The 17,466-nt window shown below is 71.8% G+C and carries 17 protein-coding genes; 8 read left to right on the top strand and 9 right to left on the bottom strand.

All coding sequences use genetic code 11. The features are described from left to right. Complete coding sequence (locus tag ACQP2H_RS15980; protein WP_433233384.1) at nt 1-612, bottom strand: DUF6879 family protein; 612 nt, start codon at nt 610-612, stop codon at nt 1-3. Then, nucleotides 605-877 carry a hypothetical protein gene (locus tag ACQP2H_RS15975; protein ID WP_091240624.1) on the bottom strand — a complete coding sequence of 91 codons (273 nt, stop codon included), beginning with the start codon at nt 875-877 and terminating at the stop codon, nt 605-607. Before ACQP2H_RS15975 ends, ACQP2H_RS15980 begins: the two co-directional genes overlap by 8 nt. 115 nt (nt 878-992) lie before the next feature. Here ACQP2H_RS15975 and ACQP2H_RS15970 point away from each other — a divergent pair, with 115 nt between their 5' ends. From ACQP2H_RS15970 to ACQP2H_RS15945, 6 genes are all read left to right on the top strand, one after another. Further along, nucleotides 993-1,376, top strand: coding sequence for a hypothetical protein (locus ACQP2H_RS15970; protein WP_433233382.1), 384 nt, complete (start codon nt 993-995; stop codon nt 1,374-1,376). A 97-nt stretch (nt 1,377-1,473) separates the two neighbouring features. After that, nucleotides 1,474-4,008, top strand: coding sequence for a GmrSD restriction endonuclease domain-containing protein (locus tag ACQP2H_RS15965; RefSeq protein ID WP_433233380.1), 2,535 nt, complete (start codon nt 1,474-1,476; stop codon nt 4,006-4,008). Between the two features lie 34 nt (nt 4,009-4,042). After that, the gene (locus ACQP2H_RS15960) at nt 4,043-6,193 is read left to right on the top strand and encodes a UvrD-helicase domain-containing protein (protein WP_433233378.1); all 2,151 of its coding nucleotides are present in this window, start codon (nt 4,043-4,045) and stop codon (nt 6,191-6,193) included. Nucleotides 6,194-6,209: 16 nt separating this feature from the next. Continuing rightward, nucleotides 6,210-6,881, top strand: coding sequence for a DUF6308 family protein (locus ACQP2H_RS15955; protein ID WP_433233376.1), 672 nt, complete (start codon nt 6,210-6,212; stop codon nt 6,879-6,881). Then, nucleotides 6,878-7,159 (top strand): hypothetical protein, encoded by a 282-nt coding sequence (locus ACQP2H_RS15950; protein ID WP_433233374.1) that lies wholly within the window; start codon nt 6,878-6,880, stop codon nt 7,157-7,159. The genes ACQP2H_RS15955 and ACQP2H_RS15950 overlap by 4 nt, the downstream gene beginning before the upstream one ends. Before the next feature lie 152 nt (nt 7,160-7,311). Beyond that, nucleotides 7,312-8,184: a hypothetical protein gene (locus ACQP2H_RS15945; RefSeq protein WP_433233372.1), complete on the top strand. Its 873-nt coding sequence runs from the start codon at nt 7,312-7,314 to the stop codon at nt 8,182-8,184. On the opposite strand, the gene ACQP2H_RS15940 is transcribed toward ACQP2H_RS15945, so the two are convergent. The 4 genes from ACQP2H_RS15940 to ACQP2H_RS15925 are packed head-to-tail and all read right to left on the bottom strand — an operon-like array spanning nt 8,173 to nt 10,607. Continuing rightward, the gene (locus ACQP2H_RS15940; RefSeq protein WP_433233370.1) at nt 8,173-8,589 is read right to left on the bottom strand and encodes a hypothetical protein; all 417 of its coding nucleotides are present in this window, start codon (nt 8,587-8,589) and stop codon (nt 8,173-8,175) included. The two genes, ACQP2H_RS15945 and ACQP2H_RS15940, sit on opposite strands and share 12 nt — an antisense overlap. Then, complete coding sequence (locus ACQP2H_RS15935; protein WP_433233368.1) at nt 8,586-9,902, bottom strand: WXG100 family type VII secretion target; 1,317 nt, start codon at nt 9,900-9,902, stop codon at nt 8,586-8,588. The genes ACQP2H_RS15940 and ACQP2H_RS15935 overlap by 4 nt, the downstream gene beginning before the upstream one ends. Beyond that, nucleotides 9,899-10,219: a type VII secretion target gene (locus ACQP2H_RS15930; RefSeq protein ID WP_433233366.1), complete on the bottom strand. Its 321-nt coding sequence runs from the start codon at nt 10,217-10,219 to the stop codon at nt 9,899-9,901. Before ACQP2H_RS15930 ends, ACQP2H_RS15935 begins: the two co-directional genes overlap by 4 nt. Continuing rightward, nucleotides 10,206-10,607, bottom strand: coding sequence for a YbaB/EbfC family DNA-binding protein (locus ACQP2H_RS15925; protein WP_433233364.1), 402 nt, complete (start codon nt 10,605-10,607; stop codon nt 10,206-10,208). Before ACQP2H_RS15925 ends, ACQP2H_RS15930 begins: the two co-directional genes overlap by 14 nt. A gap of 301 nt (nt 10,608-10,908) precedes the next feature. On the opposite strand from ACQP2H_RS15925, the gene ACQP2H_RS15920 reads away from it, so the two are divergent. Both ACQP2H_RS15920 and ACQP2H_RS15915 read left to right on the top strand, forming a co-directional pair. Beyond that, the gene (locus ACQP2H_RS15920; RefSeq protein WP_363674079.1) at nt 10,909-11,550 is read left to right on the top strand and encodes a hypothetical protein; all 642 of its coding nucleotides are present in this window, start codon (nt 10,909-10,911) and stop codon (nt 11,548-11,550) included. Between the two features lie 155 nt (nt 11,551-11,705). Continuing rightward, nucleotides 11,706-13,190 carry an SDR family NAD(P)-dependent oxidoreductase gene (locus ACQP2H_RS15915; RefSeq protein WP_433233361.1) on the top strand — a complete coding sequence of 495 codons (1,485 nt, stop codon included), beginning with the start codon at nt 11,706-11,708 and terminating at the stop codon, nt 13,188-13,190. Nucleotides 13,191-13,263: 73 nt separating this feature from the next. On the opposite strand, the gene dinB is transcribed toward ACQP2H_RS15915, so the two are convergent. From dinB to ACQP2H_RS15900, 3 genes are all read right to left on the bottom strand, one after another. Next, the gene (gene dinB, locus ACQP2H_RS15910) at nt 13,264-14,451 is read right to left on the bottom strand and encodes a DNA polymerase IV (RefSeq protein WP_433233359.1); all 1,188 of its coding nucleotides are present in this window, start codon (nt 14,449-14,451) and stop codon (nt 13,264-13,266) included. Between the two features lie 96 nt (nt 14,452-14,547). After that, entirely contained in the window at nt 14,548-16,122 is a 1,575-nt protein-coding gene (locus ACQP2H_RS15905; protein WP_091240583.1) for an FMN-binding glutamate synthase family protein, read from the bottom strand. Nucleotides 16,123-16,178: 56 nt separating this feature from the next. Next, nucleotides 16,179-17,312 (bottom strand): peptidoglycan recognition protein family protein, encoded by a 1,134-nt coding sequence (locus ACQP2H_RS15900; protein ID WP_433233357.1) that lies wholly within the window; start codon nt 17,310-17,312, stop codon nt 16,179-16,181. Between the last annotated feature and the right edge of the window lie 154 nt (nt 17,313-17,466).

Here is a 17,466-nt window from a genome sequence, read left to right as displayed (position 1 = left end):
TCATTCGATCCGGGGTGGCTCCAGCGGCGCCACCGCGCGGGCGAAGAACCCGTCGAGCGGCTCGCCGTCGCGGTAGAGCGACTCGATGAACGCCTGGCAGCGCGCCACCACCTCCGGGTCGCGCCAGCGGCGGGCCGCCGCCAACACCCCGTCGGCGTCGTAGACCGCCTCGTACATGACCTCGGTGCCGAGGGTGTAGATCTCCGGCAGCACGCCCGTTGTCTCGGCGGTGGCGACCCGGGCCGGGTCCACCACCCGGGCCAGGCCGCCGTACTCGTGGCGCAGCCGCAGCACATGCAACTCCCACTGGAGGTACGGCGTGAGGGGCTCGTCGACTACCCGTACCCGTCGGGTGGCGAAGCCGCTCTCGGCGACCCGGCGGTAGTAGCCGGCGAACTCCTGGCGGCGACTTTCCAGGATGCGCAGCGAGTCCGCCCAGCGGCCCTCGGCGAAGGCCCGCCAACCCTCGTCACCGGGCTCCTTGAAGGACTGTTGCCGTTCCAACTTCCAGAACCCCGGCGCGGCCGTCTTCCAGAACCGGTCCTCGAAGTCCGCCCAGTATTCCGCCAGGTCGAGCCGCTCGCCGGGATCGCCGCCGAGAAGGTCATGCATCGGGAATGTCCACCTTCGCGGCGATGACGGTGGAGCGGGGAACGATGACCAGTCGCTCGCCCGGGTCGATCGACACCCCGTCGGGCAGCCGGCCGAGGTATTCCTCGGTGGCGTCCTGCCCGATCATCGCGATGTCTCCGTTGCTCAATTCCCAGATGTCCGGGCAGCTCCCGTCGCCGGAGGTGTTGCCCAACTCGTGCGACGACTTTCCCCAGCGTCGCGTGAGCTCGGCGGAGGTGTCCGCCTGCCAACGGTTCCCACTCATACAAACCTCCAGGTGGGATCACGAATGGAACGTCGACCGTATTATCGATTCGGCCGCCTTCGTCGCTCTGCCGGCTGTCGTGTTTCCGACGCAAAGCGCATTCGAGGAGAACCGGATGACGGATCCCATCATGCTCACCGCCGTCACGACACTCGTCACCTGGGGCACCACCCAACTGGCCCAGGGCAGCCGGGAAGCGGTGGGCTCCCTGGTCACTTTTCTTCGCGAGCGTTTCCGGCGCGAGCCGGCGGCGAGGGCAGCGATCGAGGGTGCGTTCGAAGTGCCCTCGCCTGCGGCAACCCGCCTGCTGGCTGCGGTTCTGGCCGACGAAGCGAGCCGCGACCCGGGCTTCGCCGCTGAGTTCCACAACCTGTGGGCGAGGGTGGAGGCGACCCTCGCCGCCAGTGCGGACGGGGTGGTGAACTCGGTCTCCGGTGACGTCAGCGGTCCGGTCGTGCAGGCGCGTGACATCCGCGGTGGCATCTCCTTCGGCGGCTGACGGCACGCACAGATCGCGGAGATCCGTGTTTGCCCCGTCGGTCCTCGGTCTGGTTGTCTTGCCGGCTCAGGGTGGGTCCGAAAGGGACGGGGGCGGAATGGTCGCGGCGCACGAAACCACGTTGCAGGGTCTGCTGGAGGGCACGAGGCAATACCTCGTGCCGCTCTACCAGCGGACCTATTCGTGGACCGAGCTTCAGTTCGCCCGGATCTGGGACGACGTCTGCCAGCTCGCCAGGGACCGGGCCGACCACCCGGCCGCCACCCACTTCATCGGCTCGCTGGTGCTCGCGCCCAGCCCAGCCATGGGTCCGGTCGGCGTCGCCGAGTACCTGGTGGTGGACGGCCAGCAGCGGCTCACCACCCTGACCATCCTGCTCTGCGCCATCCGCGACCACCGGGCCGAGCACGAGAGCCCGAAACACCGGCTCCGGCTCGATCAGCAGTACCTGACCAACCCGTTCGAGGAGCAGCGCTGGTTGAAGCTGGTCCCCACCCAGGCCGACCGGGACGCCTACACGGCCTGCGTGAAGTCGACGCCGCACGTCGGCGGAGACAACCCGGTGGGGCGGGCGTACCAGTTCTTCGCCAAGGCGCTGACCACCCTCGGCACCGCCGAGGAGCCGATCGCCATCGAGCAGATCGAGAGTGCCGTCGTCACCGGCCTGGCGCTGGTGGCGATCACCGCCAAGCCCGGTGACAACGTCTACCGGATCTTCGAGTCGCTGAACAACACCGGGCTGACGCTCACCCAGGCCGACCTGCTGCGCAACTACATCTTCATGCGACTGCCCCACCGGGGGCAGGCCGTCTACGAGTCGCTCTGGTTGCCGCTGCAGCAGCGGTTCACCCCGACGGAGCTGGTCCTGCTCTTCTGGCTCGACCTGGTCCACCGTGACCCGAAGGTCAAGCAGACCGACACGTACTCGTCCCAGCAGGCCCGGCTCGAAAAGCTCCGCACCGAAGCGGACGTCGAGGCCGAGGTGCAACGGTTCAGCCGGCTCGGCGCGCTGCTGCGGGTGATCCTGCACCCCGCCGAGGAGCAGGACCCGGGCGTACGGCAGCGGTTGGAGCGGCTCAGCGCGTGGGGCACCACCACCGTCTACCCGGTGCTGCTGCACCTGCTCGACCGACGGGACCGTGGCACGGCGACCTCCGCGCAGATCGCCTCCGCGATGTTGTACCTGGAGAGCTTCTTCGTCCGGCGGCTGCTGATCGGCCGGAGCACCATGAACATCAACCGCATCCTGCTCGCCGTGGTCACCGAGATGGACCAGGACCTGCCGGTCCACGAGGCGGTGCGGAAATACCTGTCGACGGGCCGCAAGCACTGGGCCGCCGATGCGAGCCTGCGCGCCCTGGTGCGGACCATCCCGTTCTATCTCAACGGCCGGGCCAACCAGCGCAGCCTGGTGCTGCGCTGGTTGGAGGAGTCCCACGACAGCAAGGAGCCGGTGGCGCTGGAGAAGCTGACCATCGAACACGTGCTGCCGCAGGCCCTCAGCGACGAGTGGCGGCGGATGCTCGCCGCCGACCTCGACGCGGACGAGACCCCCGACGATGCGCACGATGCGCTCGTGCACACCCTGGGGAACCTGACCCTCACCGGCTACAACTCCGAGCTGAGCAACAAGCCGTTCGCCGTCAAGCGGTTCGCCCTGGCGAAGAGCGGTGTCCAGTTGAGCCGGGACATCGCCGACCGGCAGCGGTGGGGTCGCTCGGAGATCCTGGCGCGGGCCGACGCCCTCGCCGACCGGATCGTCACCATCTGGCCCGGCCCCACCGAGGAGACCGGCAACGAGTCCGAGGTGCCCTGGGACGTGCTGGCGAAGGCCCTCGCCGAGCTGCCGGCCGGGGCGTGGACCACCTACGGTGACCTGGCCGCCCTGATCGGCACGGCACCGCAACCCGTGGGGAACCGGCTGGCCAACCATCCGACCCTGAACGCCCACCGGGTGCTCCAGGCCGGTGGGATCGTCGCGGGCAACTTCCGGTGGCTCGAACCCGGCCGCAGCGACGACCCGCGTGACGTGCTGCGCGCCGAGGGCGTGACGTTCGACCAGTACGGTCGCGCCGACCAGGCCCAGCGCATCACCGTCGAGGAGTTGGCGCAGCTCGCCGGGGTGACGCCGCCCGACCTGCCCGAGCCGCGATCCCGCGCGCACAGCGAAGCCGACCACGCTGCGCGCTTCATGGAACAGCTCACCGCGTCCCAGGGGCCGGCGGTCGCCACGGCCACCGCCGTCGTGCTCGACGCGTGGACCACCATGGGTGGCCTGTTGGGCTACGGCAACGGCGACGAGACCTCCTGCTTCCTGCTGGCCCGGGGGAAGGAACACGAGTACGGCAACATCTGGCCGGTGACGTTCTATCCCAGCGGGAAGTGCGAGGTGGTCTTCCAGCACCTCAGCATCCGGACGCCGTTCGACGGCGTGACCCTGCGGGAGGAACTGCGGCAGCGGTTGAACCAGTTGCCGGGTGTCGAGATCGCCGCCGCCAAGCTCGCCCTGCGGCCGAACTTCCCGTTGACGGTCCTCGCCGATGCCGAGGCCCGGGACGCACTGCTCGACCATCTGCGCTGGTTCTACGACCAGGCACAGATCAGTACCCCCGACGAAACCGACCTGGTCTAGACGATCCGCATCCCCCGCCCCGGAGGTCCCGTCCGTGCCGCAGCTCGCCTTCGCCAACAGCTTCTGGCACAGCTTCGACGTCCTGGAGAAGCCCGTCAGGGCCGGCGTACGCAAGGCGATGGAGAAGTTCCAGCAACTCACCATCGCCGAGCTGCACGCCGACAAGGGACTGCACCTGGAGTCGGTCAACAACGCCCGGGACCCGCGCATGCGGACCATCCGGATCAACGACTTCTGGCGTGGGGTGGTGCTCGCCCCCGACGACGGCAGCGACACGTTCCTGCTGCTCAACGTCGTGCCGCACGACGGCGCGTACACCTGGGCGGCGAAGCGGCTCTACACCGTCAACACCGCGACGCGGGCGCTGGAGGTCCGCAACGTGGTCGCCATCGAGCAGCTCACCCCGGCGTTGGAGAAGGCGGCGGCGCAGGTGCCGACGTTGCTGTTCGCCAAGCACTCGGACACGGCGCTGCGGCACCTCGGCATCGACGACCAGGTGCTACGGGCCGTCCGCACGATCATCGACAAGCCACAGTTGGAGGCGTTCGGGACGCTGCTGCCCGAAGACCAGTTCGAGGTGTTGCAGCACCTCGCCGAGGGGTTCACCCCGGACGAGGTCTACCGCGACCTGGTCGCCCAACGCCGCCCCGTCGACGCGCCGGACGAACCGAGCGAGAGTCTGGCGATGGCGATCGCCAACACCACCAACCGGATCACCCTGGTCACCCGGCCCGACGAACTGGCCGAGATCCTGGACAAGCCGTTCGCCGCCTGGCGGGTCTTCCTGCACCCCTCGCAGCGCCGCGTCGCCTACCGGGTGTCCTACGGCGGGCCGGCCCAGGTGACCGGGGGGCCGGGCACCGGCAAGACGGTGGCGGCGCTGCACCGGGTCAAGCACCTGCTGGCCCGTACGCCCGACAACCGGGTGTTACTCACCACGTACACCAATGCCCTGGCCGCGACCCTCCGGGAGCACCTGGCGCTGCTGCTCGACGACGAGAAGCAACTGTCGCGGGTGGAGGTGACCACGGTGAACGCCTTCGCCAACCGCACCGTGCGCGCCCTTGCCGGCCGGGTGCCGACCCCGGTCGGTGACCCCGACGAGCGGCAGGTGTGGCGGCGGGTCTGCCGCCGGCTGGCCCTGCCCTGGACCGAACAGTTCCTCGCCCAGGAGTACCGGCACGTGATCCTCGCCCACGACGTGCGCAGCCGGGACGGGTACCGCGCGGCCAGCCGGCGTGGGCGGGGCTCGGCGTTGGGCACCCGGCAGCGGGACCGGCTGTGGGAGGCCGTCGAAATGTTCCACGCGGAGCTGACCGCCGCAGGCTCCGCCACGTACCTGCAGATCTGCGCACGGGCCGCGGACCTGCTCGCCGACGCAGACCCGGCCACCCACGGTTTCGACCACGTGGTGGTCGACGAGGCGCAGGACCTGCACCCCGCGCAGTGGCGGGTGCTGCGCGCCGCCGTGCCGCCCGGACCGGACGACCTGTTCATCACCGGCGACCCGCACCAGCGGATCTACGACTCCCGGGTGTCGCTCGGCTCGCTCGGCATCAGCGTCACCGGGCGCAGCAGCCGGCTGCGCATCAACTACCGCAGCACCGAGGAGATCCTCGCCTGGGCGGCCCAGGTGCTCGTCGGTGCACGGGTCGACGCACTCGGCGGCGACGGCGAGGACAACCTCACCGGCTACCGGTCGCTGTTGCACGGCAGGCGACCGCAGGCGCAGGGACACCCGACGCCGCAGGCCGAGGGGGCGGCGTTGGCACAGCGGGTGGGGGAGTGGCTGGGGCAGGGCGTCCGGCCCGGCGAGATCGCCGTCTGCGCCCGGTTCACCACCACGCTGCGCGGCATGCACGACGAGCTGACCGCCGCCGGCATCCCCACCGCCTGGGTACGGGACCAGCCGGGCGCGGACGTGGACGGGGTACGGCTCGCCACCATGCACGCCATGAAGGGCCTGGAGTTCCGCTGTGTGGCGATGGTGGGTGTCAACGCCAAGACGATCCCCTTCGCCAAGGAAGTCACGCCGGCCGAGGTGGACCAGGTGCAACACGACAACGACCTGCTCCGGGAACGCTGTCTGCTCTTCGTCGCCAGCACCCGTGCCCGCGAGGACCTCTATGCGTCGTGGAGCGGAACACCCAGCCCGTACCTGACGTTCGCCGCCACTGACCGTTAGACCCCGAAGGAGAAGTGTGCCCCAGCCCCTGACTCTCGCCGAGATGCTGGCCGTGCTCGACGACCCCCGGTCGGTCTCCGACCTGCGACGTTACTATCTGGCCACCGGCGACGCGGCGTTCACCGGTGGCCAGTTCGAACACCTCGGTGGCGGCGGCAACCGCCCCGAGACGGCCGGAACCATCACCGCCGAAGACCTCGTCGCGGTGGACCTGCTCGATGTACGGGTGCCGCCCCGGAGCGCGCTCGACCTGTTGCAGGGGGCGCTCGGTGAACGGATCGCCGCCGAGCTGGCGAAGATTCCGGTCGACGTCGCGCTGGGCGCCGACGAGGCGTACCCCCTGGTGGTGGCGGGCGGTGCTGCGGACACCGCGTGGCGGGCGCTGCGCGACGCGGACGGCATCGGGTGGGTCATCGCCGGCAAGCTGCTCGCCCGCAAGCGTCCGAAGCTGGTGCCGGTGTACGACGCGGTGGTGTCCTGCGCCTATCGCACCGGCACCGATTTTTGGGAGTGGCTGCACGGCAGGCTCCGCGAGGAGGACGGCGCGTTGGGGCAGCGGCTGCGCGCACTGCACGAGAAGGCTGGCCTGCCCGAGACGGTGAGCCTGCTGCGCGTCCTCGACGTGGTCTTCTGGATGCGGCACCGCCCCGCGCACAGCAGCCCCTGCACCGGAATCCGCCTGCCGTGAGCCAGGACGAGCGGCAGTTCACGGTACGCCTCCGGGGCGTGGGACCAGATCAGTACGCCGACATCGTCAACGCGGTGTGGATGCAGATGCGGGCGATCGGCTGCGACTACTGCACCGTCACGCCGGACGAGCAGAGCGATGCGGCCAAGCTCGACGCCCGCTGGGACCAGTACAGCGAGGTCTCCTGGACAGAGGGTGGCCAGGGCGGAACGCCGCAGGCGAAGGCGGCGCGCGCCCACCGGACCCACAGCCGTCGCTCCGCCGGCACCGACACATGACGACGCGTAAGCCCAGGCCCAGCCGGCCTACGGGGTGTATCTGCGTCAACTGCGGCGATACCGTCGAGGGCCGGGCGAACACCCGCCAGCGGGGCCCGGACACCGCCTGGTTCGGCCACTGCCGACCGTGCGCGGACCTGGTCGCCGACCAGATGCAACCGCTCGGTCTGCTGCCGGACCGCAGCGTCGACCTCTACCGGTGCCGCACCTGCGGAAGTCTCCGCGTCTGCCGCACCGGTTGGCGAACCCGGTGTCACATTTGTCTGGACGAGCGGTCCGCCGGCCTCAGCCTCGCCGCCGGTGCACGCCTGCTGACCCGGTCGCCGGACGAAACCGGACTCGCGGACCAGGTACGCCGCTTCGCCGGCCTGGCCGACACCGACACCATCCCCACCCGGGCCGCCGCCGAGTTCCAGGCCGCGATCGCCCTCGGCGCGGAACTCGACCGGCACCGCCGCGACGGCTGGGCCGACCTGGCCGGCGACGTCCACGGCCTACCGTGGTACGGCGAACGGCAGGCTCCCTTCTCGCACGGCACCTGGGGTCTGCACCTGCGCTGCGACTCGTGGCAACGGGTCCGCGACCGCAGTTGTGCCCAGTGCCCACCCGAGCCCGATGACCGTACCTTCGCCGCGCTCCGCGACACGCCGTACCTGCTATATCTGGTGCGGCATCGCGGATTGCTGAAGTTCGGCGTTGGCGGAGCGAGCCGGGTACGGCAACACCTGCGTGCGGGTGCCCAACTGGTGGAGGTCGTCGAGGGTCGGCACGCCGACGTCATCGCGGCGGAAGCCGTCCTCAAGCGGCAGAAGCGGGCAGCGGGGGAGTCACTGCGCTGGTGGCGTACCCGGCGGATGCCGGAGTCGTTCGGCGCGGGCACCGAGGTGGTCCGGGCCGGCGTACGGATCCGGCTCGCCGACTACCTCCGCGACGGCAGCGACGTGACCATCCGGTTCACGAACGCTGCCGGCGGAACGTCCGGGAAGGCTCAACCGGCCTCGTCAGGCTCGCCATCAATGAAGTGACGGGGTGGGAGGTCGGTGGTAACCGAGGATTTGCATCGCTTCCTTCCCCGCCGCGCGAAGATCCTCGACCCGCAGTTCAGGAACGTGATAATCACTCGCCCGAATGGTGGCCAAGAAGCCTTCAGGAAGGCGTGCGTGGTAGGTCGCCACGTAGAACCGCAGATCGTCGCGCCACAGCCACTCCCCGTCCGTCATCACGGAGGCTCCGCCGACAAGGTGCCGGCCACTACCCAGGACGTCCATCTCCGCGCCCATCACGTCGATCAGGCCGTGTCCGTCGCGCAGATACTGGACTACCCGATCGGCGTCGGGGAGCGGGTGTGGAGCCAGGTGGGTACGGATGCTCTCGGTGTAGACCGAGACCGGGTCCGGGCCGAGTTCTCGGAAGAAGCCGGCCGTCTTCATCGACGGCCCTCTGGTCGCGGCTCGAAGACCCTCCAGATGCCGCCGGCTTCGACAACCGGCGGCTCGGGTTCGGCCGCCCACCGTTCGGTGCCGACTCGCTTTGTCGGCGCGACCACGGTCACGCCAAGCGCGTCAGCGACCTGTTGCCCGAGCGGAACGGCGTTTATCACCTCGGAATCGATCGAGCCCGAGTAGCAGGACACCAGCCGCACCGGTCCCCCGTCGTAAGCCGGATTGTCCCTGAGCGCCGTAGCGATCTGTGCTGCGCTGGTCGGGTTCCCGTCCATGTCCGCCCCCTCCGACGAGAGCTTACCGGGGATGAAGTAGCCCTTGTCGGTGCCGTGGACGACGACGTCGTGGTGCCCGTCGAGAGGCAGGGACTTCTGCCTGTTCCGCATCGTCCGGGCGTCGTACCCGACGACTGTGGAATGGTCGGTGTGGTAGACCGGATCACCGGCGGGGAGATAGGAATCCGGTCGCTCCTTCGGGCTCATCGGCCGGGCCCGTGGATCAGCCCAGTCGCGGCGTGTGCCCATCCGGTCGTTCGGGCCGATCCGAGCGAGCCGGTGGAGCGCCTGCTTGAGTTGGTCGATGAGGTCGCCGAGTCGGCGCAGCTCCGGCAGCAACCGTCGCAGACTGGCCAACAGGCCACGCAGCAACCGGGCGATCCGCGCCGCCCACGATCCCACCAGCGTGGTCACCTGCTCCACCACCAGCGGTGTGGCGAGCCCGCCGGTGACGAGCAGTTCGCCCGCGTACACGATGAGGCGGGAGACGCAGGCGGCGATGGCGTCGCGGACGAGGAGCCGAACGGCGGCGACCAGGCCGGCGGCGCCCTCGGTGGCGGCGGCGAGGGTGTCGGCGCCCCGGGCGAGGCCGGTGATCGCCCGGTGCTGCTCGGCGGCCCAGGCCCGGTAGGCGGGTCCGGCGTCGCCGCCCCAGCCGGCGACCTCGGTGCGGACCGCGTGGGTCAGCTCGGCGGCGTCCGCGCGGAGCGAGACGGCGACGTTGCGCCAGGTCTGGGCGTGTGCGGTGATCTGGGCGGGGTCACCGGCGAGCCAGTCCAGGGCCTCGCTGAGGGGTTTGATGTGTGCGATGAGCCAGGCGATGCCGTACTGGAGCAGCGCGCCGACCGGGTCGGAGACGAGGGCGAGGGCGTCCAGGCCGGCGCTGACCACGCCGAGGCTGCCGTCGATCCAGCTGCCGGTGCGGACGCCCTGGGCGACGAGTTCGATGTCCTCGCAGATCCAGATCCCGGCCCACGCGCTGGGCCCGGCGTCCGATGGCGTGGCGACCAGCGGGTTGCCGGTCACCGCCGGTCCCGTAACCGGTCGAGCACTTCTGCGGCGCGGGCGTCGGCGGCCCGGTAGCCGTCGGCGCCGGACCGGAGCTTCCCGGCGGTGTCCCGGACCGACCCGGCGGCGGTGCCGACGCCGTCGACCAGGGTCCGTTGGAGGCCAGTGAGTAGCGTCGGCATGATCGCGCAGAGTTGCCCGTACGCGTCGGCGTCGAGCCGGACGTGGTGGCCGGCCTGGCGGGCGGTGTCGAGGCTGTCGGCGCAGCGGTCCAGGTGGGCGGCGTGCGCGGTCAGGTCGTCCGGGTCGACCTGGATGCCGTCACCGGTGGGCATCCGGCGGGCCCTGACCGGGGGCGAGCCGCTGCCGGTGCGACTCGATGATCGCCTGGGCGGTCGGGTCGTCGGCACCGAGGACCCGGGTGGTGGCCTCGGCGAGCTGCCGCAGCAGGTCAGTGCGGGCGGCGCGGGTGGTCGCCAGGATCTGCCGGGCGGTGTGGGCGGCGGAGTGCTGCCGGGTCTGTTCGTCCAGCCGCAGGTCGATCAGCAGGCCGGTGGGGTCGACGGTGACCTCGATGGTCCGGTCGGGGCTGCGGGCGGTGCCGGTCAGGGCCTGCACCTGTGCCGCGAGGTGCTTCGCCCGCTCCGCCCGGTCGGTGAACGACGACTCCCACCCGTCGAGCCGGCGGGCCGCCGCGTCCAGGGCCGCCTCATCCGCCCACATCCCACCCTCCCCAGGGGACAGCCACCGACGCCACGCCCGGTCGGGCCGGGACGCCTCGGTGGACGGCGGACCGCGATCACCGACACCGTACCAACCGGTTACGCAAGGCAGTGTCCCGTCGGAATCGGCCGCGGCGGACGGCCGCGGCGGCCGGCCGCGGCGCGGGGTGTCGAGTCGGCTTCCCGACTGTGGCGCGACCTTCCGAGGGTTGTCCGTTGGCGTCGCACCGTCCATTATGCTCACAGCGCGTGCCGGCGACGATGCCCTCGGTAGTCGCGCGCCTGAACGAAGGGACCTCTGCATGAACTGGACCGAGCGGATCAACCCACTGCGCCGGCGGCGGGGCCCGGGGACCACCACCCCGCTGCGTGCCGCCCTGGCCCTCCTCGCCGTGCTGGTCGCGGGGGTCGCCGCCACGCTCGCCGTCGCGACGCCGGCCAGCGCCGCGACCACCACGATCTGCAAGAGCTCGCCGATACCCGCCGGCTACGTGATCATCGCGGAAGGGTCGTCGGCGTCCTGCCCGTACAGCTTCCCGAACACCTGGACGATCACCACGCCCTCCACCACCTCGACCACCGTGATGTGCAAGGCCTCCGCCGTGCCGACCGGTTACGTGGCCATCGCGGAGGGGTCGTCGGCGTCCTGCCCGTACAGCTTCCCCAACACCTGGACCATCCGGATCCCGCCCACCGGCTCGGCGAGCGTGATGTGCAAGGCGTCGACCCTGCCGACCGGGTTCGTGATCATCGCGGAAGGGTCGTCGGCGTCCTGCCCGTACAGCTTCCCGAACACCTGGACGATCACCAAGCCGTCCACCACGGGCATCACCACCATCTGCTCGGCGTCGCCGATCCCGGCCGGCTACGTCGTGGTCGGCACCGGGTCCTCGGCGTCCTGCCCCTACAGCTTCCCGAACACCAAGAGCATCAAGCTGCCCTGACAGCGGGCTGGGCCACCGCCGCCCCGGGCGGCGGCGGTGGCCCAGCTCACCGCCGCCGCCGTGACCAGGCGTCGCGCCGGTCCGCCCCGGGTGCGTAGAGTTCCCGGGTCGGGCCGGCGGTCGGCCCCGGATGGCAGGGCGGGACGATAGCGGACATGACGGTGGACAACGTCGGACAATCGGGCGACGTCGACAGCCGGGGGCGCGACGCCGGCACCCCGGGTGTCGACCAGGACGAGTTGGCGGTCGCGCTGCGGGTCTTTGCGGCGTTGGAGTCGCTGCCCAGCGACCACCCGGACGTGGTACGGGTGCAGCGGGCCACCGCCCGGCTGTTCAAGATGGTGAAGCAGCGGCGACGCGAGGAGCGGCGGGACACCGTCCTGGCCCACGACCGCGCGGTCACCGCCGCCACCGCCACGGGTGCCCCGGGCCGGATCGACGACGAGACCAAGGGCATCCCGCTCGCCTCGCCGACCGCCGGTGACATCGCCGGCACTCTGATCAATCCGCGTGGCTGCTACATCTGCAAGACCCGCTACCGCGAGGTCGACGCGTTCTATCACCAGCTCTGCCCCGACTGCGCCACCCTCAACCGGGAGCGCCGGGACGCGCGGTGCGACCTGACCGGGCGGCGCGCGCTGCTCACCGGGGGACGCGCCAAGATCGGCATGTACATCGCCCTGCGGCTGCTGCGTGACGGTGCGCACACCACGATCACCACGCGGTTCCCGCACGACGCGGTCCGCCGGTTCACCGCCATGCCGGACAGCGCCGACTGGCTGCACCGGTTGCGGGTCGTCGGCATCGACCTGCGGGACCCCGCCCAGGTGGTGGCGCTGGCCGACTCGGTCGCCGCGCAGGGTCCGCTGGACATCCTGATCAACAACGCCGCCCAGACGGTACGCCGCACCCCCGGCGCGTACGCCCACCTGGTCGCCGCCGAGACGGCGGCGCTGCCCGAGGGGCCGCTGCCGGAGCTGCTCACCTTCACCGGTGGTCGGGGTGTCACCCTGGCGTTGCCGGACGGGACCGTGCCGGCCGCCGCCATCGCCCCGCACGCCCTCACCGCGCTGGCGCTGACCGGCCGGTCCGCCACGCCGGAGCGGATCGCCGCCGCCACCGCCATCGACGCCGGTGGGCTCGCCCCCGACCTCGGCGACACCAACAGCTGGGTGCAGCGGGTGCACGAGGTCGACCCGGTCGAGCTGCTCGAGGTGCAGCTGTGCAACGTGACCGCCCCGTTCGTGCTGGTCAGTCGGCTCCGGCCGGCGCTGGCCGCCGCCCCGGCCGGGCGGGCGTACGTGGTGAACGTGTCGGCGATGGAGGGGCAGTTCGCCCGGGGCTACAAGGGGGCGGGGCATCCGCACACCAACATGGCCAAGGCGGCGCTGAACATGCTCACCCGCACCAGCGCCGAGGACATGCGCGCCGACGGCATCCTGATGACCAGCGTCGACACCGGCTGGATCACCGACGAGCGCCCGCACCCCACGAAGATGCGCCTCGCCGACGAGGGTTTCCACGCCCCGCTGGACCTGGTCGACGGGGCGGCCCGGGTGTACGACCCGATCGTCCGGGGCGAGCAGGGCGAGGAGCTGTACGGCTGTTTCCTGAAGGACTACGCGCCCTGCGCCTGGTGACCGGCACCGGGTGGCCCGGCCCCCGCCGGTGTCAGGCCACCCTGGTGGCCGGCAGCAGGTGGTGCCCGGGGGATCAGTCGGGCAACCGGGGCATCTCCAGACCGGCTCGACGGCCGAGCAGGGTGGCCCGGGTCAGCGCCGCCGCGCCGAACCGGTCCCGGACCGCGTCGACGGCGCTGTCCAGCTCGACCCCCCGGTCGGGGGTGAACGGCAGTTCCGGCTGGACCGGGGCGTCGTCGAGGTTGCCCACCGCCACCCCGACCAGGGTGATCCCGCGGCGGGCCAGCTCGGGCTGGGCCGCCCGCAGCAGTGCCCGGGCGGCGGCCAGCAACGGTGTCGTCCGATCGGTGGCCCGGCGCAGGGTCCGCGACCGGGTGGCCGCGGTGTAGTCGGCGAACCGCAGCCGCAGGGTCACCGTCCGGCCGGACCGGCCGGCGGCCCGAAGCCGGCGGGCCACCCGGTCGACCAGCCCGGACAGGGTGGCGTCGACGTCGGCGGGGGAGTGCGGGCCGGCCCCGAGGGCGTGCTGGGCTCCCATCGAGGATCGTCGGCGGCCCACCTGCACCGGTCGGGGGTCGCGGTGGTGGGCCAGCGCGTGCAGATGTCCGCCGGCGCCCGCGCCGAGCAGCGACTCGAGGGTCGGCACGTCGAGGCGGGCCACCTGGCCGACCGTGTGGATGCCCCGGGCGCGCAGCTTCGCCGCGGTGACCGGGCCGACGCCCCAGAGCCGTTCCACCGGCAGCGGGTGCAGGAACGCCAGCTCGCCGTCGGGCGGGACCTCCAGCAGGCCATCGGGTTTGGCCACCCCGCTGGCGACCTTGGCGAGGAATTTCGTCCGGGCCACCCCGACGGTGATCGGCAGCCCGACCTGCTCGCCGACCATCCGCCGCAGCCGGGTCGCGATCTGCACCGGCGAGCCGGAGAGCCGGCGCAGGCCCCCCACGTCGAGGAACGCCTCGTCGATGGAGAGCCCCTCCACCCAGGGGGTGGTGTCCCGGAAGATGGCGAACACCGCCCGGCTCGCCGCCGTGTACGCGGCCATCCTCGGCGGCACCACGATCGCCTCGGGGCAGAGCCGCCGGGCCTGCCGCCCGCCCATCGCGCTCTGCACGCCGTACGCCTTCGCCTCGTAGCTGGCCGCGAGGACCACCCCGCCGCCGACGATCACCGGTCGGCCGCGCAGGCGCGGGTCGTCCCGCTGCTCGACCGAGGCGTAGAACGCGTCCAGGTCGGCGTGCAGGATGCTGGCTCCGGTCGGCACCGCCCCATGTTCGCACAGGTGTTCGACCGGGGCGCACTGAGCTGCCGGAACGGTGTCCCCGAAGAGACCGAACGGTCACCGGCTGCCGGGCTCGGATCAGCCCTGGGCGGTGGCCGACGGGACGGCGCTGCCGCCCTGCGGCGCCTCGCCGGCCATCAGCCGGGCGATCTCCGCCCGGTCCGCCGCCGACGGCAACCCCCACTGCGGCTGGTAGCCGTAGACCTCCCGCAGGGGGCGGGCCGAGGTCCGGCCGTCGAGGATCTCGACGGCGTCGGTGTCGATCAGCCCCGGATGCTCGACCCCGCACGCCTCGGCCACCTTCACCAGGTCCCGGCGCAGGGTGCCGATGTAGTTCGCCGCCCGCACCGACTTGCGGGCCGGGTCCAGGCCCCGGGCCAGCCAGGGGTTCTGGGTGGCGACGCCGGTGGGGCAGGAGTCGGTGTGGCACTTCTGCGCCTGGATGCAGCCGATCGCCAGCATCGCCTCCCGGCCGACATTGACCAGGTCGCAGCCGAGGGCGAACGCCACCACGGCGTTGTCCGGCAGGCCCAGTTTGCCCGCGCCGACGAAGACGGTCTGCTCGTGCAGCCCCCGCTCGGCGAAGGTCCGGTAGACCCGGGCGAAGCCCTGCTGGAACGGCAGCGACACCGAGTCGGTGAAGATCAGGGGTGCGGCGCCGGTGCCGCCCTCGCCGCCGTCGACGGTGACGAAGTCGACGCCCCGGCCGGTGTCGCGCATCAGCGTGGTCAGTTCCTCCCAGAACCCCAGGTCACCGACGGCGGACTTGATGCCGACCGGCAGCCCGGTCTCGGCGGCCAGCAGCTCCACCCAGTCCAGCAGGCTGTCGCAGTCGGAGAACTCGGCGTGCCGCGACGGGCTCACGCAGTCCTCCCCGGGGGTGATCCCCCGGGTGGCGGCGATCTCGGCGGACACCTTCGCCCCGGGCAGCAGCCCGCCCAGGCTGGGCTTCGCGCCCTGACTGAGCTTGATCTCCAGGGCCCGCACCGGCGCCCCGGCGACCAGGTCCCGCAGCCGGGCGAGGTCGAACCGGCCCCGGGCGTCCCGGCAGCCGAAGTACGCCGTACCGAGCTGGAAGACCAGCTCACCGCCGTGGCGATGGTACGGCGACAGCCCACCCTCGCCGGTGTTCTGCAGGCAGCCGGCCAGCGCCGCCCCCTGGTTGAGGGCGGACACCGCGTTGCCGGACAGCGACCCGAAGCTCATCCCGGAGATGTTGACCACCGACCCGGGGCGGAACGCCTTCGCCCGCCCGCGTGGCCCGCCGAGCACCTTGGCCGCCGGCAGCCGTACGTCGTGCCCGCTGGTCGGCACCGACGACGGGACGGTCCGGGCGAACGTGCGGTGCTTGATGATCGGGTAGCCGGGGCTGCGTTCGATGTCGTTGTCGGTGCCGAAGCCGAAGTAGTTGTTCTCCTGCTTGGCCGAGGCGTAGATCCAGCGGCGCTGGTCCCGGGTGAACGGCCGTTCCTCGTCGTTGCCGGCGACGATGTACTGCCGCAGCTCCGGCCCGATCGCCTCCAGCAGGTAGCGGGCCCGCCCGACCAGCGGGAAGTTGCGCAGCAGCGCATGGTCACGTTGCAGGACGTCGCGGGCGGCCAGGCCGGCGACGGCGGCGGCGATCACGGGTACGGTGCGGCGGGCCCACGTCATGCCGGCCACACTCCCCGTTGCCGCCGCCGCCCAAACCGCCCACCCGCGTGGCGCGGTCAGTGGTGGCGCAACGACTGCCGCACGATGCCGCCGACCAGGGCGCACCAGGTGTCGGTGGAGACCCGGCCGGTGCGGGGCAGCCCGTGCAGACCCTGGAGGTCCTGGACGGCCCTGCGGGTGGCGGGGTCGAACCCGCCGGTGACGGTGACCTCGGCGTATCCCTTCCAGTTCAGGATGAACTGCACCGCCTGCACGGGCAGGCCGGTGGCGTCGCGGTCCAGTGCGGGCGCGAGGGTCTCCCAGGTGGGGGCGGTCAGGGTGGCGTCGACGTCGACCGGGATGCCGTTGCGGGCCTGCCAGTCGGCGACCGCGGCGACGGTGGCGGCGTCGAACGTGCCGCTCGGGGTGACCGGGTAGCCCCGGTAGGCCAGCAGGTACTGGGCGACCTGGACGGTGGGGGAGTTGACGAAGCGCCACAGGTCCGGCCAGCGGCGGGCCGGCACCTCGGCCAGGCGGGTGCCGAGCCGGCGGAAGACCTGCCGGCGGACGCCGGGGAAGAGGCGGTAGAACTGCGCGCCGGGGCAGAGCGTGGTGCGGAAGTCCCAGTGGCCGAAGATGTCGTGGGCGTGCAGCCCGTACTGCCGGCAGATGGTGGTGCAGAGCCGGACCAGCGAGTCGAGCAGGTCCGGTGGCGGGGTGTCGGTGACGTAGGTGCCCTCGTTCTCGATGCCGATGGCCCGACCGTTCTCGCCGGGGCAGTGCGCCGAGATCATCTGCCGGTCGCCGGCCCGCAGTCGGTCCAGGCTGCCGTGCCGTCCCTCCAGGACGTACCCGCCCCGGCTGACGGTGAAGTGCTGGCCGGTGTCGGACCAGCCGTTGCCGTCCATGTGCAGGTCCTGGCAATCGTGGGCCAGCTTGACCGCCTGTTCCCGGGAGTGGTCGGTGACGTTCGGGAAGGCCATGTGGTGCACGATGATCTTGTTGGTCGGGATCGTGCTGACCGACAGCGGGTCGGCCGGCGGCCGGGCGTCCCACTCGTCGCAGCCGATGATCCAGTCCAGGTCCGTGCCGGGGGTTGCCCGGGCCGCACCCGGCAGGGCCAGTTCGGACCCGACGACCGCGACGGTGGCCGCGCCGAGGCCGGCCCGCAGCAGGGTACGTCGGTCGAGTGCGGGGCGTACGTCGGACATGGCATCTCCTCGGCGGCCGGCGGCGCTGACGCCGAATGTGAAAACTAGCTCCGTTGAGCAAGCATGAAGTGGAGGATATTGCCAGGACGGCGGTCGGCGCTAGAGGGCGCCATCGATCGATTCTGCCCGTCTTCAAGGCGTGCCGGGCGGAACT

This window comes from Micromonospora sp. CA-248260, assembly GCF_050942205.1.
GTDB lineage: Bacteria > Actinomycetota > Actinomycetes > Mycobacteriales > Micromonosporaceae > Micromonospora > Micromonospora antibiotica.
Note: the sequence above shows the minus strand (reverse complement) of the source record. Positions and strands in the feature narration are given on the sequence as shown.

Excerpts from the sequence above, each read along its gene's own strand:
- ACQP2H_RS15930 (WP_433233366.1), bottom strand. The coding sequence starts at position 10,219 with ATGCCCACCGGTGACGGCATCCAGGTCGACCCGGACGACCTGACCGCG.
- ACQP2H_RS15925 (WP_433233364.1), bottom strand. The coding sequence starts at position 10,607 with ATGTGGGCGGATGAGGCGGCCCTGGACGCGGCGGCCCGCCGGCTCGAC.
- ACQP2H_RS15980 (WP_433233384.1), bottom strand. The coding sequence starts at position 612 with ATGCATGACCTTCTCGGCGGCGATCCCGGCGAGCGGCTCGACCTGGCG.
- ACQP2H_RS15945 (WP_433233372.1), top strand. The coding sequence starts at position 7,312 with ATGCAACCGCTCGGTCTGCTGCCGGACCGCAGCGTCGACCTCTACCGG.
- ACQP2H_RS15965 (WP_433233380.1), top strand. The coding sequence starts at position 1,474 with ATGGTCGCGGCGCACGAAACCACGTTGCAGGGTCTGCTGGAGGGCACG.
- ACQP2H_RS15900 (WP_433233357.1), bottom strand. The coding sequence starts at position 17,312 with ATGTCCGACGTACGCCCCGCACTCGACCGACGTACCCTGCTGCGGGCC.
- ACQP2H_RS15920 (WP_363674079.1), top strand. The coding sequence starts at position 10,909 with ATGAACTGGACCGAGCGGATCAACCCACTGCGCCGGCGGCGGGGCCCG.
- ACQP2H_RS15975 (WP_091240624.1), bottom strand. The coding sequence starts at position 877 with ATGAGTGGGAACCGTTGGCAGGCGGACACCTCCGCCGAGCTCACGCGA.
- ACQP2H_RS15905 (WP_091240583.1), bottom strand. The coding sequence starts at position 16,122 with ATGACGTGGGCCCGCCGCACCGTACCCGTGATCGCCGCCGCCGTCGCC.
- ACQP2H_RS15970 (WP_433233382.1), top strand. The coding sequence starts at position 993 with ATGACGGATCCCATCATGCTCACCGCCGTCACGACACTCGTCACCTGG.
- ACQP2H_RS15940 (WP_433233370.1), bottom strand. The coding sequence starts at position 8,589 with ATGAAGACGGCCGGCTTCTTCCGAGAACTCGGCCCGGACCCGGTCTCG.
- ACQP2H_RS15915 (WP_433233361.1), top strand. The coding sequence starts at position 11,706 with ATGACGGTGGACAACGTCGGACAATCGGGCGACGTCGACAGCCGGGGG.